The 13949-nt window shown below is 66.9% G+C and carries 15 protein-coding genes; 6 read left to right on the forward strand and 9 right to left on the reverse strand.

Annotation, left to right across the window (positions count from 1 at the left end):
- Positions 1 to 172 precede the first annotated feature (172 nt).
- Positions 173 to 580 carry a DUF1236 domain-containing protein gene (locus tag AB6806_RS11845; RefSeq protein WP_038361010.1) on the forward strand — a complete coding sequence of 136 codons (408 nt, stop codon included), beginning with the start codon at positions 173 to 175 and terminating at the stop codon, positions 578 to 580.
- Positions 581 to 644: 64 nt separating this feature from the next.
- Here AB6806_RS11845 and upp read toward each other — a convergent pair whose 3' ends face one another.
- From upp to AB6806_RS11875, 6 genes are all read right to left on the reverse strand, one after another.
- Complete coding sequence (gene upp, locus AB6806_RS11850; protein ID WP_038361008.1) at positions 645 to 1286, reverse strand: uracil phosphoribosyltransferase; 642 nt, start codon at positions 1284 to 1286, stop codon at positions 645 to 647.
- Positions 1287 to 1460: 174 nt separating this feature from the next.
- The gene (locus tag AB6806_RS11855; RefSeq protein WP_142020166.1) at positions 1461 to 2678 is read right to left on the reverse strand and encodes a URC4/urg3 family protein; all 1218 of its coding nucleotides are present in this window, start codon (positions 2676 to 2678) and stop codon (positions 1461 to 1463) included.
- A gap of 51 nt (positions 2679 to 2729) precedes the next feature.
- Positions 2730 to 3992, reverse strand: a complete 1263-nt coding sequence (locus AB6806_RS11860) for a GTP cyclohydrolase II (protein ID WP_113253328.1) — start codon at positions 3990 to 3992, stop codon at positions 2730 to 2732.
- Positions 3993 to 4106: 114 nt separating this feature from the next.
- Complete coding sequence (locus AB6806_RS11865; protein WP_091855869.1) at positions 4107 to 4268, reverse strand: Thivi_2564 family membrane protein; 162 nt, start codon at positions 4266 to 4268, stop codon at positions 4107 to 4109.
- A 340-nt stretch (positions 4269 to 4608) separates the two neighbouring features.
- Entirely contained in the window at positions 4609 to 6921 is a 2313-nt protein-coding gene (gene glyS, locus AB6806_RS11870) for a glycine--tRNA ligase subunit beta (RefSeq protein ID WP_370954663.1), read from the reverse strand.
- Entirely contained in the window at positions 6921 to 7883 is a 963-nt protein-coding gene (locus tag AB6806_RS11875; protein ID WP_051987699.1) for a glycine--tRNA ligase subunit alpha, read from the reverse strand. Before AB6806_RS11875 ends, glyS begins: the two co-directional genes overlap by 1 nt.
- 217 nt (positions 7884 to 8100) lie before the next feature.
- Here AB6806_RS11875 and AB6806_RS11880 point away from each other — a divergent pair, with 217 nt between their 5' ends.
- Both AB6806_RS11880 and AB6806_RS11885 read left to right on the forward strand, forming a co-directional pair.
- Complete coding sequence (locus tag AB6806_RS11880) at positions 8101 to 8382, forward strand: hypothetical protein (protein WP_113253998.1); 282 nt, start codon at positions 8101 to 8103, stop codon at positions 8380 to 8382.
- A gap of 154 nt (positions 8383 to 8536) precedes the next feature.
- The gene (locus AB6806_RS11885; protein WP_038360993.1) at positions 8537 to 8836 is read left to right on the forward strand and encodes a hypothetical protein; all 300 of its coding nucleotides are present in this window, start codon (positions 8537 to 8539) and stop codon (positions 8834 to 8836) included.
- A gap of 2 nt (positions 8837 to 8838) precedes the next feature.
- Here the strand turns inward: AB6806_RS11885 and AB6806_RS11890 are convergent, their stop codons facing one another.
- Positions 8839 to 9612 (reverse strand): tRNA1(Val) (adenine(37)-N6)-methyltransferase, encoded by a 774-nt coding sequence (locus AB6806_RS11890; protein ID WP_370954664.1) that lies wholly within the window; start codon positions 9610 to 9612, stop codon positions 8839 to 8841.
- Positions 9605 to 9829 (reverse strand): putative signal transducing protein, encoded by a 225-nt coding sequence (locus AB6806_RS11895; RefSeq protein WP_038362326.1) that lies wholly within the window; start codon positions 9827 to 9829, stop codon positions 9605 to 9607. Before AB6806_RS11895 ends, AB6806_RS11890 begins: the two co-directional genes overlap by 8 nt.
- Before the next feature lie 157 nt (positions 9830 to 9986).
- Here AB6806_RS11895 and AB6806_RS11900 point away from each other — a divergent pair, with 157 nt between their 5' ends.
- The 3 genes from AB6806_RS11900 to tcuC all read left to right on the forward strand — a co-directional run bounded on the left by AB6806_RS11900 (position 9987) and on the right by tcuC (position 13030).
- Positions 9987 to 11003, forward strand: coding sequence for a polyprenyl synthetase family protein (locus AB6806_RS11900; protein WP_370954665.1), 1017 nt, complete (start codon positions 9987 to 9989; stop codon positions 11001 to 11003).
- Positions 11004 to 11023: 20 nt separating this feature from the next.
- On the forward strand, positions 11024 to 11614 hold the full coding sequence (locus tag AB6806_RS11905) for an NUDIX domain-containing protein (protein WP_370954666.1): 591 nt from the start codon (positions 11024 to 11026) through the stop codon (positions 11612 to 11614).
- A gap of 99 nt (positions 11615 to 11713) precedes the next feature.
- Positions 11714 to 13030: an MFS transporter gene (gene tcuC / locus AB6806_RS11910; RefSeq protein WP_370954667.1), complete on the forward strand. Its 1317-nt coding sequence runs from the start codon at positions 11714 to 11716 to the stop codon at positions 13028 to 13030.
- Here the strand turns inward: tcuC and AB6806_RS11915 are convergent.
- Positions 13008 to 13901 carry a 4-(cytidine 5'-diphospho)-2-C-methyl-D-erythritol kinase gene (locus AB6806_RS11915; RefSeq protein WP_370954668.1) on the reverse strand — a complete coding sequence of 298 codons (894 nt, stop codon included), beginning with the start codon at positions 13899 to 13901 and terminating at the stop codon, positions 13008 to 13010. The two genes, tcuC and AB6806_RS11915, sit on opposite strands and share 23 nt — an antisense overlap.
- Positions 13902 to 13949: the final 48 nt, after the last annotated feature.

Consider the following 13949-nt stretch of genomic DNA (forward strand, 5'->3'; position numbering starts at 1 on the left):
AGCCTGCCCGGAAAGCCACCCTCCCGTCACCCAGCGACCAGGAGGAGGCCGGAGCCCCAACAACCCGATCTTTTTTTTTATTTTTCGCAAGACGCCGGATCCATCGGGAACAGGAAGGCGGCAGCGCAGTTTCCCCGGGGCAAGGGGGCGCAATCGACGTCGGAGGACGATTATGATCAAGCGTATCCTGATTGCGGCTGCTTTCGCGGCCGTCCCTGTCGTGGCGTTCGCGCAAACAACCGGGCCGATCATCCGCGATCCCACGGGCGGTTCGACGCGCGACCCTGCCCTGGCAGAACCCATGTTCGGCACCTTCGCCCCGGCTCCGATGCACGAGGCCGCCGGCGGGACGATGATCAGCGATGAGGCGGCCTTCCGGAACTACGTGATGGCGCAGCACGTGCGGTCCTATCACTATCGCCAGCCGGTCGAGGTCGGCACGATGCTGCCGGCGCGAGGCGTGACCTTCCACGCCGTGCCGACGGAATATGGCGCGCATGGCTATCGCTACACGGTGGTGAACGACCAGGCCGTCATCGTCGAGCCGCGCACGAGGCGCGTCGTCGAAGTGATCGAATAGCCCTTTCGGCTGCTCGGAGGGGCTCGTGCCGGCAAAACGGCGCGGGCCCATTTTTCGGCCTGGTTCAGCGCGTGCCGAACATCCGGTCGCCGGCATCGCCCAGGCCGGGCACGATATAGCCGTGATCGTTGAGCTTCTCGTCGATGGCGGCGGTCCAGATGCGGACATCCGGATGGGCGCCACGCAGATGTGCGATGCCTTCCGGCGCGGCGAGCAGGCAGACGAAGCGCAGATCCTTCGCGCCGCGCTCCTTCAGGCGTTCCATCGCCGCCACGGCGGAGTTGGCCGTCGCCAGCATCGGGTCCATCACCACGATCATGCGGTCGGCGATGTCGGACGGCGCCTTGAAGTAATACTCCACCGCCTGCAGCGTATCCGGGTCGCGATAGAGGCCGATATGAGCGACGCGGGCCGCCGGGACGAGCTCGAGCATGCCGTCGAGAAAGCCGACGCCGGCGCGCAGGATCGGGGCGAAGACCAGCTTCTTGCCGGCGATGACCGGCTGCATCGATGTCTGCAGCGGCGTCTCGATCTCGATCAGCTCGGTCGGCAGGTCGCGCGTCACCTCATAGCAGAGCAGCATGCCGATCTCGTTGAGGAGCTGGCGGAAGCTCTTGGTCGAGCGGTCCTTCTCGCGCATCAGCGTCAGCTTGTGCTGGACCAGCGGATGGTCGACGACGGTGACACCGTCCTGGCTCAAGGTCATCGATTCCCCTTCCCTGTTCTCGGTGCCCCGAGCATCTTCGTCACGCCGTCATTCCGGGCGAAGCGAAGCGCAGACCCGGAATCCATCGTAGAGCGCCGAGCCCGGTGATGGATTCTGGATCGGCGCCGCTATCGCGGCTTGTCCGGAATGACGAGGCGGATAGCATAGATCCGCTCAGAATACCGTGCCGTCGCTGATGATGGCGAGGGGCGGGCCGCCATCCACACGCTTTTCGCGCGCGATGCGCCGGCCGGCGGCCCAGCTGCCGCCTTCCAGCACCTTGGCGAGCGGCAACTCCTCGCGCGAGCGGCCGAGACGCTTGCGGACGATCGAGCCGACCTCATCCAGCAGCGCGACGGTCAGCGCACGCCATTCCACCACGAGGACCGAGGAGACCTCATGGGGCTTTGCCCGGTCGGCCTCGTCCTTGAGCGCGATCACGCCGAGATCGAGGAAGAGTCCGCCATTACGGTATTCCGGCAGGCCGGTGAGATCGTCGATGTCGACGACGGCGATGCCGGCCCACTCCAACGGCTCGATCAGCGAATAGGTCAGCCATTGCGAGAGCTTGTGGAAGGGAACGAGCCCTTCCGTGACCTCACCCGTGGCGATCAGCGGATGGCGCCAGGTGTCGCCGAGCGCCACGCCGGCGAGCGTCAGGCGCGACGGCCAGATTCCGCCGAAGGTCGCCAGCACCTCGCCCAGCATGTGGCCGGCCCGGACGGTTCCCGTATCGGCAGCCGTCGAGAAGCGGTCGAACAGCTCACCGGGGCGTGACAGGCCCTGCCGCTCCAGTTCCTCGCCGAGGCGATTAAGCAGGGCGGCGCGCCCCTCGAGCGCCATCAGCGGGTTGGCCGGCCCCGCCTGGAAACCCTGTGCCAAAGAGGCCTCGTCGAGATGTCTCAACGCCTCCGCATCGGCGCGCAGGGGATCGACCGGGTTGCTGGAGAACAGGCCCGCCGCGAACATGTCGAGCGAGGCGAGCGCCAGCCCTTCGGAGCGACCGATCTCGCGGCCCGTCGCAGCGTCGCGATAGCGCCAGTCCGGCCCGGCGCCGGCGTCGAGCAGCACGCTGACCACGGCGAGGTCATAAGCAGCGCGGCCACGCGCGGCAGGGTCCGGAAAGTGCGCGGCGGCGTCGAGCCGCTGCCAGCGGTCGTCCCCCGCCAGGACGAAATGGCGCCAGCGCGCATGGAAGGGGATGTCCAGCGTCGGGTAATTCGCGCGGATGGTGTCGAGGACATAATCGGCGCAGGCCTCCAGCCGCTCGGGATGCACGCTGAAATGCAGGAGCCGCCCGGCAAGGCCGAGCTCCAGCATCTCCTGCGCGCGGGCGCGGACGGCCGCAGGCTTCAACAGGGCGCGGAACGCCTCGGGATTGGAACTCGGCATGGAGCTGCGGCTTTCGTCGCTGAGAATTTGCGTCGCTTGGAATAGGCTCGCTCAGAACTTGTCGAGCTCGCGGCCGACCGTGGCCTTGAGCGCGTTGTCGCCCGGTGCGCCCTCGGGCGAGTAATAGCCCGCCGCCTTCTTGGCCTCGATCTCGACCGAGGCGTCGAGCGGAATCAGCTCCGGGGGAATCGCGACGCGCTCGCCGATCACGATGCCGCTCTCGACCATGGCGTCGTATTTCATGTTCGACATCGACATCAACCGGTCGATATGGGTCACGCCGAGCCAGTGCAGCACATCCGGCATCAACTGCTGGAAGCGGGCATCCTGCACGCCCGCGACGCATTCGGTGCGCTCGAAATAGGTCGCGGCGGAATCGCCGCCTTCCTGACGCTTGCGGGCGTTATAGACGAGGAACTTGGTCACCTCGCCGAGCGCCCGGCCCTCCTTGCGGTTGTAGACGATCAGGCCGACGCCGCCGCTCTGCGCCTCCTTCACGCATTCCTCGATGCCATGGGTGAGATAGGGCCGGCAGGTGCAGATGTCGGAGCCAAAGACGTCCGAGCCGTTGCATTCGTCATGGACGCGGCAGGCGATGCGGCTCTTCGGATCGGCGAGCGCGGAAACCTCGCCCATGACATAGGCCGTGATCGAGCCGATCGGCGGCAGGAAGACCTTGAGGTCCGGCCGCGTCACCAGTTCGGGATACATGCCGCCGGTCTGCTCGAAGAGCGTGCGGCGCAGTTCGTTTTCCGTCGTTCCGAAGCGCTCGGCGATGCCCGGCAGATACCAGACCGGATCGACCGCGATCTTGGTGACGGAGATGTCGCCGGTGGGGTGCAGGATGTGCCCGTCCGCCGCGAGGCGATGCGCGCCCATCGCCGCCAGGATCTCGGGCAGGTTGAGCCGCGCCTTGGTGATCGCGATCGAGGGGCGGATGTCGATGCCCTCGCCGATCAGCTTGCCGAAATCCTGCGCCACCGTATGGCCGAAGGGGTCGAGCGAGACGATCTTCTTGGGATCGGCCCATTGCGGCTGCGGCGCGATCTCCGCCGTCGGATGGGTGTTGGTCAGGTCCGGGCGCTGCGAAGGATTCATCGCTCGGGCCGAGATGGCGAGCGCGCGATAGACCGAATAGGAGCCGCCATGGGCGCCGATGACGTTGCGGTCGGCCGGGTTGGTGGTCGAGGCGATGACCGGGCCGCGCTCGGCCGCCGTCGGTGCGCCCCATCGGATCGGGAAGCGCAGGGCGGCGCTGCCGGGTTCGGGATGGGAGGTCAGCCTGATATGGCCGGTGCGGTTCGGCGCGTTCATCGCGGTCGTACCCCGAAGGTCTTGCCCTTAAACAGGAAAGGCCCCGTGACGGCATGTCCGGGGCCCTCTGGATTTCAACGAGTCTGAACCAGCGCAGGCGCGCCGTCAATCAGCTTAGAAAACAGCGAGATAGCGCAGAAGCGAGATGATGCCGATCACGATGACGATGATCTGCACGACGTTCTTGATCTGCCCGTCGAGCGGCAGCATGCGCACGAGATAGAGCACGAGACCGATGACGAGAACGGTGATCAGAAGCGAAATCAGAATGGACATATCGAAGCCCTTTATCTCGGCCGGTCGCCGGCCCCCCGAGCCCCACCGCGACGTCTTCGCGGCAAGTCAGCCCCGATGACAGAACGTCGCAGGGTGGGAATAGGTTCCGGAGGGGGGATTTTAGGGGCGAAAAGGGGCGGTGGGTTCCAAATGAACGCGGGAACCGCAAACAGAAACCCCTCTCCCGGATGGGAGAGGGGTAGGGGTGAGGGAAGGACGGAAAACCCGCTCCGCGCAACAGTAACCGCAGCAGCGGAGAGCGCAGAGTAAGGGTGATCGCCGGCAGGCCCTCACCCCTGCCCCTCTCCCATCCGGGAGAGGGGTTCCCCGCGCCCCTCCTTTATCCCGCGATGCGATCGAAATCCGCGACCGCGCGCGTCGCCTGGCGAAGCTGGTTGAGCAGCTTCAGGCGGTTGGCGCGCTGGGCCGGATCGGGATCGTTGACCGTGACCTTGTCGAAGAAGGCATCGACCGCCGGACGCAATTCGGCGAGCGCGGCCATGGCGCCCTCGTAATCCTCGGCGGCGACCGCAGCCTCGGCCTTCGGCGTCGCCTGCGCCAGCGCGACGGCGAGCGCCTTCTCCTCGATCAGGCCGGCATCGGCGATGAGCTGAAGATCGGCGGCGCCGGTGAAAGCGCCCTCCCCGTCCTTCTTCTCCTCGGCCTTGAGGATGTTGGCGGCGCGCTTGTAGCCCGCGAGCAGGTTCTTGCCGTCCTCGGTGTCGAGGAAGCGGCCGAGTGCGGTGACACGCAGGGTGATGAGGAGGAGGTCGTCGTTGGCCGAAGCGCCCTCGCCTAGCACAGCATCGACGAGATCATGCCGCGCGCCCTGATCGCGAAGCATGACCTTCAGGCGGTCGTGGAAGAAGGAGAGGAGGTCGGCAGCGATTTTGTCTGGATCGCCATAGCTTGAGAAAGCTCTGGCTCTCCGGTTTTCCAGAGGACTCAAACGATCTTCTTCGCGCAACGCATCATATGTACCACGAGCTTTATCGATTGCCGCTTGTGCCGAAACCGTATCACGGTACTGCATTCCATCGGCGATAATGATCTGTTGGATGGCGCAGGGCTCGATTAAGCCCAACCGCACCCCATTCTCAACCACTAGCCGGATCACACCCAGCGCCGCACGGCGCAGCGCATAGGGGTCCTTGCTGCCGGTCGGCTTCTCGTCGATGGCCCAGAAGCCGACGAGCGTGTCAAGCTTGTCGGCCAGCGCCACAGCCACCGAAACCGGATCGCTCGGCACCCGATCGGAGGGCCCGAGCGGCTTGTAATGCTCCTCGACCGCCGCAGCGACGGAGGCGTCCTCGCCCTGCAGCTCGGCATATTTCCGGCCCATCAGGCCCTGCAATTCCGGGAACTCGCCGACCATCTCGGTCGGGAGGTCGGCCTTGGCGAGCTTGGCGGCGCGCTCGGCCTTTTCGGGATCGGCGCCGACGATCGGGGCCAGTTCCCTGGCCAGCGCGGCAATGCGCTGGACGCGCTCGCCTTGCGTGCCGAGCTTGGCGTGGAAGACGACGCCGAGCTTGTCGAGCTTGGCCATGCGCTGGTCGAGCGGTTTTGCGAGATCGAGGCCGAGCTTCTTCGCACTCTCCGCGAAGGTATCGAGATCGGGCAGCGAACCGCGGTCGGTCTGCCAGAAATAGGCGGCGTCGGAGAGGCGTGCTCGCACGACGCGGCCATTGCCGGCGGTGATCGCCACCCCGCCGTCGCTGGCGGCGAGGTTCGAGACCAGGATGAAGCGGTTGGCGAGGTTGCCCGTCGCGGGATCGCGCAGCACGAAGCATTTCTGGTTGGCGCGGATGGTGGCGCGGATCGCCTCGCCGGGGATGTCGAGGAAGCGCTCCTCGAAGGAGCCCATCAGCACCACCGGCCATTCGACGAGGCCCGCGACCTCCTCCAGCAGCCCCTCATCCTCGATCAGCTCCAGCCCCTGCGCGAAGGCGAGGTTCTTGGCATCGGTGAGGATGATCTCCTTGCGGCGGTCGGCATCGAGCACGACCTTGGCTTTCTCAAGCGAAGAGACGTAGTCGTCCAGGCGCCGCACCGTGATCGGACCGGGCGCGAGGAAGCGATGGCCATGGGTGACGTTGCCCGAGACGATGCCGTCGACCTCGAAGGGCACGATCTCGGTGTCCTCGGTCTCGGCGCCGAAGGTGCAGAGGATCGAATGCAGCGGGCGCACCCAGCGCAGGCTGGCGCCGGCGGCCGAGGCCTTGCCCCAGCGCATCGATTTCGGCCAGGGGAAGGCGCGGATCACGGCCGGCACGATCTCGGCGATGGCCGCAAGCGTTTCCTGGCCGGGCTTCTCGATGATGGCGACGTAGGAATCGCCCTTCTTCGGGTCGCTGACGATGGTGGCCTGATCGAGCGAGGTGAGACCCGCAGCCTTGAGGAAACCCTGCACGGCAGCGTCGGGCGCGCCGACGCGCGGGCCTTTCCGCTCCTCGCGCACGTCGCGGCCGCGCACCGGCAGGCCGGCGACATGCAGCGTGAGACGCCTCGGCGTGACGAAGGCCTTCGCGCCCTCATAGAGCAGGCCGCGCTCGACAAGCGCATCGGTGACGAGCTTCTTCAGGTCGTCAGCCGCCTTGCGCTGCATGCGCGCCGGAATTTCTTCCGAGAAGAGTTCGAGCAGGAGATCGGGCATCAGTTCGCTCCCCCGCCGGCGGTCTTCAGCCAGGCCGCGCCGCAGGCCTTGGCGAGCTCGCGCACGCGCAGGATGTAGCTCTGCCGCTCGGTGACCGAGATCACGCCGCGCGCATCGAGCAGGTTGAAGATATGGCTGGCCTTGATGCACTGGTCATAGGCCGGCAAAGCGAGTTCATGGCGGGGCAGGTTGGCGCCGGCAGCCGGCTCACCGGCGGCGAGCAGGGCCTTGCATTCGGCCTCCGCATCCGAGAAATGCCGGAACAGCATCTCGGTATTGGCATGCTCGAAATTGTGCCGGGAGTATTCCTGCTCGGCTTGCAGGAAGACGTCGCCATAGGAGATGCGATCCTCGCCATCGAGGCCGTTGAAGTTGAGATCGTAGACGTTTTCGACGCCCTGGACATACATCGCCAGCCGTTCGAGCCCGTAGGTCAATTCACCCGCGACCGGGGCGCATTCAACGCCCGCGACCTGCTGGAAATAGGTGAACTGGCTGACTTCCATGCCGTCGCACCAGCATTCCCAGCCGAGGCCCCAGGCGCCCAAGGTCGGGCTCTCCCAATCGTCCTCGACGAAGCGCACGTCGTGCAGGCCGAGATCGACGCCGATGGCGCGCAGCGAGTCGAGATAGAGCTGCTGCAGATCCGGCGGCGACGGCTTCAGGATGACCTGGAACTGGTAGTAATGCTGCAAGCGGTTGGGGTTCTCGCCGTAACGGCCGTCCTTGGGCCGGCGCGAAGGCTGGACATAGGCTGCCTTCCACGGCTTCGGCCCGAGCGCGCGCAGGGTCGTCGCCGGATGGAAGGTGCCGGCGCCGACCTCCATGTCGTAGGGCTGCAGCACCACGCAACCTCGCTCGGCCCAGAAGCGCTGCAGCGTCAGCAGCAGCCCCTGGAAGGAGCGGGTCGGGTCCAGCGCCGGGGACGGCGCGGCGGGCGAATGCTGGGCGAGGGCGGACAAGGGCGAAAAGCCTTCCGAAAACGCGGATGAGTGCGGCGTGATTAGGGGTTCGCGCCCGGCGCGGTCAAGCCAAAGCGACCAAACGGGACCGGAACCGGCGCCGGACAGCTTTCGTTCATATGCGGAGGATTATGACTTGGGCCATCCGCACGGTCCGCGGCGTTCGGGGTGAGCGTTTGAGCCGGGCCGGCGGGCTATAGACAGCAGGAGTTCTACAATGCTGACCCATCGTATCGTTGCCGCCACCTTCGGCGCACTCACCCTCGCCGCTTCCGCTTTCGCCGCTGTTCCGGCCTCGGCCGCGCCGGTTGCCTCCCCCGTCGCCGCCGCGCCGCTCCAGGCCGCACCGGCAGGCGATCTGCTGCAGCAGGCACAGTATTATTATGGTCCGCGCCGCTATTACGGCCGCCCCTATTACCGCCCGCGCTGCTTCTGGGCGAACCGGCGCGTCTGGAACGGCTGGCGCTGGGTCATCCGGCCGGTGCGCGTCTGCCGCTGAGCCCGACGCAATGCGGCCATAATGGGCCGCTGAATGAAGGCAGGATGAACGGCGCGGTTTCGCGCCGTTCAGGTTTCAAGGGTTAAGTTTCAGTTCAAGATCGGTGCCAGCTTTCGCAAGTTCACCCGGCCGACACCGTCTCACGGAGGATTTCATGTTCAGAACCATGCTTCTTTCCGCGATGGCGGCAGGCACGCTGGGCCTGGCCGCTCTGAGCGCCGCCCCGGCCTCCGCCGCGCCCGTCGCCGCCGCGCCGCTGGTCGATGCGACCGGCGGGATGGTCCAGCAGGCGCAGTACTATTACGGACCGCGCCGCTATTACGGCCCGCGCCGCTACTATGGACCGCGCTATTACGGGCCGCGCCGGTATTATGGCCCGCGCTACTATGCGCCGCCGCTCTTCGCGCCGCCGGTCTACGGGCCGCGCTATTTCTACGGCCCACGTTACTGGTAGCGTCAGCCCAGCTTAGCCCGCCCGCGATGGACGGCGTCGCTCAGCGCGGTTAGCCGCCCATCCGGACCATTGATGACGAAAGCCGGCAGCAACTCTGCCGGCTTTCTGCTGTTCAGGACGGCTGTGACGATGACGCGAATCGCCGGGCGCTCGGCGAAGGCATGGACCGGCCGGATGGCGAGAGCGCCGAAGCCGGCTTCGAGGCCGGCGAGCAATTCCGGCAAGGCCTCGGCGCGATGGATGATCGCGATCAGCCCGCCCGGCTTCAGCAGGCGCCGGGCAGCGCGCAGCCAGATTGCCAGATCGCCCTCGGCGACATGGGCGGCCTTGCGATTCGGCACCGGCGACGCCCGCGTGCCGCCGGGTGGATAGAAGGGCGGGTTCATCGCGACGGCATCGTATGCCCCCGGCGCAAGGCCGAGCCCGGAGAGTTTCCCGGCCGGGGCGCCGACATCGGCCGCGACGACAGAGACCCTGCCCTCCATGCCGTTCAGCGCCGCGTTGCCGGCCGCCAGCGCCGCCAGTTCCGGATCGCGCTCCAGCAGCGTGACGCCAAGCTGCGGCTGCGCCAGCGCCGCAGCGAGCCCCACCGTCCCGACGCCTGCTCCAATGTCGAGGAGCCGGCCCGCTCCCAGCTCCGGCAGGGCAGCCGCGAGCAGCACCGCGTCGCTGCCGGCGCGATGCCCCTTGCGCGGCTGGCGCAGGATCAGCCGGCCGTCGAGCAGACGATCCTCGACGATCTCGCCGAGGCCGGCGGGCGCCTTCGCCTCACTCATCGCGCAGCTCGGCGCCATAGCCGGCATCGATCAACAATGCGCGAGCGCGCCTGCGATCCTGGTCGCGCACCAGCAGCCGGCGCGGGAAGGCGCCGATCATGCCTTCCAGCGCGCTGATGTGCTGGTCGGCGATCAGGCAATCGAGATTGGCCGCGCTCAGGAGCGCTTCGAGGGCGCCGAGCAGGATCAGATCATTGGTGCGGACGAGTTCATGCATGCCGCCATGGAGCCGAAGCGCCGGGTCCGGCGCAAGCATCCTGTGGCCCCACTGCGGCGACGCGGTGCAATTGCGGGGGCTGGCGTCCCATGCAACGGTTGTGGCATGGCTCCGGGCGCGCCGCCCGGCGCGAGTGGTTTGGCTGGAGTTCAGTCCATTGGGTGTCGTCGTATCCTTCGAGGAACGGGAATCGGGCCAGCGCGGCATCGAGCCGCTGGTGGCGTTGACGCGTGAGGACATGGAGCGCGTCAATGCGATGATCCTGTCGCGGACCGGCTCGGACGTGACGATGATCCCGGAGGTCGCCAACCATCTGATCTCCTCCGGCGGCAAGCGCCTGCGGCCGATGCTGACGCTGGCGATGGCCGATCTCTGCGGCTACCAGGGCGAAGGCCAGGTCAAGCTCGCGGCCTCCGTCGAGTTCATGCACACGGCCACGCTGCTGCATGACGACGTCGTCGACGAGAGCGACATGCGCCGCGGCAAGCTCGCCGCCCGCATGCTCTGGGGCAACGAGGCGAGCGTGCTGGTCGGCGACTTCCTGCTCGGCCAGGCCTTCAAGATGATGGTCGAGGTCGGCTCCCTGCGCGCGCTCGACATTCTTTCGACGGCGGCCGCCGTGATCGCCGAGGGCGAGGTGCTGCAGCTTTCCGTCGCCAAGAACACCGAGACGACGGAGGACGAATATCTCTCCGTGATTCGCGGCAAGACCGCCGAGCTCTTCGCCGCTGCCTGCGAGGTCGGGCCGGTGATCGCGGGCTCGTCCAAGGCGAACGAGGCGGCCTGCCGCAGCTACGGGCTCAATCTCGGCATCGCCTTCCAGCTCATCGACGACGCGCTGGACTATGGCGGGGTCGCCGCCAAGCTCGGCAAGAACACCGGCGACGATTTCCGCGAGGGCAAGATCACGCTGCCGGTGGTGCTCTCCTTCCGCCGCGGCAGCAGCGAGGAGCGCGCCTTCTGGAAGCGCACCCTGCAGGACGGTGCGATCGAGGACGGCGATCTCGAGCAGGCCCAGGCGCTGATGCGCAAGCACAAGGCGCTGGAGGACACGATCGAGCGCGCGCGCCACTATGCCAAGATGGCGAAGGATGCGCTCGGTCTCTTCCCGGCCTCGCCGATGAAGCAGGCGCTCAACGACGCCGTCGATTTCTGCATCGCACGGGCGCATTGAAGCCGCGGGTCGAGCCATCGATGGCAGATCCGGCGTCCGACGCGAAACCGGAAATCGCGACCCTATCGTCGAGAGTCGTCTACGCAAACCGTTGGATGACGGTTCGCGAGGATGCCATCCAGCGGCAGGATGGGTCGCACGGCATCTATGGCGTCGTCGAGAAAGTTGATTTTGTCGCCATCATCCCGGTCGAACCGGATGGCAGCATTCACCTGGTCGAGCAGTATCGCTACCCCGTCGGCGCGCGCTTTTGGGAGCTACCGCAAGGCTCCTGGGAGCTGAATCCGCAGGCAGATCCCGTGAGTGTCGCTCGCGGCGAACTGCGCGAGGAAACCGGCCTCCACGCCGAAGACATGGTCAAGCTCGGCTATCTGTTCGAATGCTATGGCTATTCCAATCAGGGCTGTCATCTCTTTCTCGCCCGCCGGCTCCGCTACGAAGGCAGCGATCTCGATCTCGAAGAGCAAGGCCTCGTTTGCCGCCGCTTCACGGCCAGCGAAGTCGTCGCGATGATCGAGAGCGGTCGGATCAGGGATGCGACGACTGTCGCCGCGATCGGCCTCATGATGATGAAAGGTTTGTTCCCGAAAGGCAGCGGCGGTACCGACTGAACCGAAGCCAAAAGGGGCGCCTGTTTCTCTAATCCGGGGCTTCCCTCTGGCCATGCGCAGGCATAGCGTGATGGCTGTGGGAAACGCTTAGGCCGGAGAATGGCCATGTCGGCATCGTCGCAACGCCAGTCGCAGATCTGGTCCGTCGTCCGCGTCTCGAGCGGAAACTTCCTCGAAATGTACGACTTCTTCGTCTTCGGCTATTACGCCGCGGCGATCGGCAAGGCGTTCTTCCCGTCCGGCAGCGAGTTCGCACAGCTCATGGCGGCGTTCATGACCTTCGGCGCGGGCTTCCTGATGCGTCCGCTCGGCGCCATCGTGCTCGGCAGCTATATCGACCATCACGGCCGCCGCGCCGGGCTGCTCCTCACCCTGATGCTGATGGCCTTCGGCACGCTCACCATCGCGCTCGCGCCGACCTACGCCTCCATCGGCATCCTGGCGCCGATCATCGTCGTGATCGGGCGGCTGGTGCAGGGCTTCTCGGCCGGCGTCGAGCTCGGCGGCGTCTCGGTCTATCTCTCGGAGATCGCGACGCCCGGCAACAAGGGCTTCTATGTGAGCTGGCAGTCGGGCAGCCAGCAGGTCGCGGTGATCTTCGTGGCGCTGCTCGGCGTCTGGCTCGCCACCATCCTGCCGCCCGAGACCATGACCGAATGGGGCTGGCGCATCCCGTTCCTGGTCGGCTGCCTGATCGTGCCGTTGATCTTCCTGCTGCGCCGCTCGATGCAGGAGACCGAGGAATTCGCCGAGCGCAAGCGCAGCGCGAGCCATCCGACGCCCGGCCAGATCATCCGGATGCTGGCGACGCATTGGCAGACCGTGCTGGTCGGCATACTGCTGGTGACGATGACGACGGTGTCCTTCTACTTCATCACCGCCTACACCCCGACCTTCGGCAAGGAGGTGCTGAAGCTCTCCAGCATCGACAGCCTGCTGGTGACGCTTTGCGTCGGCGTCTCCAACCTGTTCTGGCTGCCGGTGATGGGGGCGCTATCCGACCGGGTCGGCCGCAAGCCGCTTCTCATCGCCTTCACCGCCCTGCTCTTCGTCAGCGCCTATCCGGCCCTGTCCTGGCTGGTTTCGCAGCCCTCCTTCGCGCGGCTGCTCATGGTCGAGCTGTGGCTCTCCTTCATCTATGCCAGCTATAACGGCGCGATGGTGGTGGCGCTGACCGAGATCATTCCGGTCGAATTGCGCACGACCGGCTTCTCGGTCGCCTACAGCCTCGCGACCGCGTTGTTCGGCGGCTTCACCCCGGCGGTCAGCACCTATCTGATCGAGGCGACCGGCAACCGGGCCGTGGCGGGCCTCTGGCTGATGTTCGCGGCGGCCTGCGGTTTCGTCGCCACGCTCATCGCCTATCGCCGGCGCAGCGTGCCGACATCCGTGGTCAGCGCAGCAGCGTCGCCCTGACCCACCATTCGGGGCGCTGCTTCGCCAGCGCCTTCGCGGCTGCCGCACTGGCAACGCAATCGTCGAACAGGGCGAAGCAGGTCGCGCCGGAGCCGGACATGCGGGCAAGCCGGCTTCCGGGCAGCGCCGCCAGCCGCTCCAGAACCTCGCCGATTTCGGGGGCGATGCGTTGCGCCGGGACGGCAAGGTCGTTGCCGGAGCGTGCCAGCACGGCGCGCCACTCAGCCGCAGAGGCCGGCAGCGCGGGCAAGCTCCCGCCAGCGGCCAAAAGTCGATCGCCGGCCGCCAGCCCCAGCGCGCGAAAAACCCCGACGGTCTCGACCGGCGCACCCGGATTGACCAGCACGGCAAACAAGGAAGGCAGCCGCAGCGCCGGCCCCAGCCTGTCTCCGATGCCGGCCATCAGCCGCGCCCGCGATTCCAGGCAGACGGGAACGTCGGCCCCCACGCCCGCCGCAACCTCACGCAGTGTCGGGTCCGACAGGGCAATGTCGTTCAGCCGTGCGAGCAGGCGCAGCGCCGCGGCCGCATCGGCCGAGCCGCCACCGATGCCCGAAGCCACCGGCAACCGCTTGGTGAGATGAAATGCGCCCGCATGCGTGCCCGGAAAGGCCTGACCGAAAGCGCGTGCCGCCCGCAGGACGAGGTTGCGATCATCGGCTTCCAGCCCGGCGGCGCGCGGACCGGCGATCGTCAGCGAGAGCACCGGGCCGGGGTCGAGCGCAAGCTCGTCGCCGATGCCGGCGAAAGCGACGAGGCTTTCAAGCTCGTGATAGCCGTCCGGACGCCGGCCGAGCACGCGCAGGTCGAGATTGACCTTGGCGCGGGCACGCGTCCGCAAGCGCAGCGCATCACCGGCAGAGGCGGCCATGGCAAGGCCCCTGCTCTCCGCTCCCGGCTCCATCGCGCGGGGCAGGCG

The organism is Allobosea sp. RCC_152_1, assembly GCF_041360765.1.
Classification (GTDB): Bacteria; Pseudomonadota; Alphaproteobacteria; order Rhizobiales; family Beijerinckiaceae; genus Allobosea; species Allobosea spartocytisi.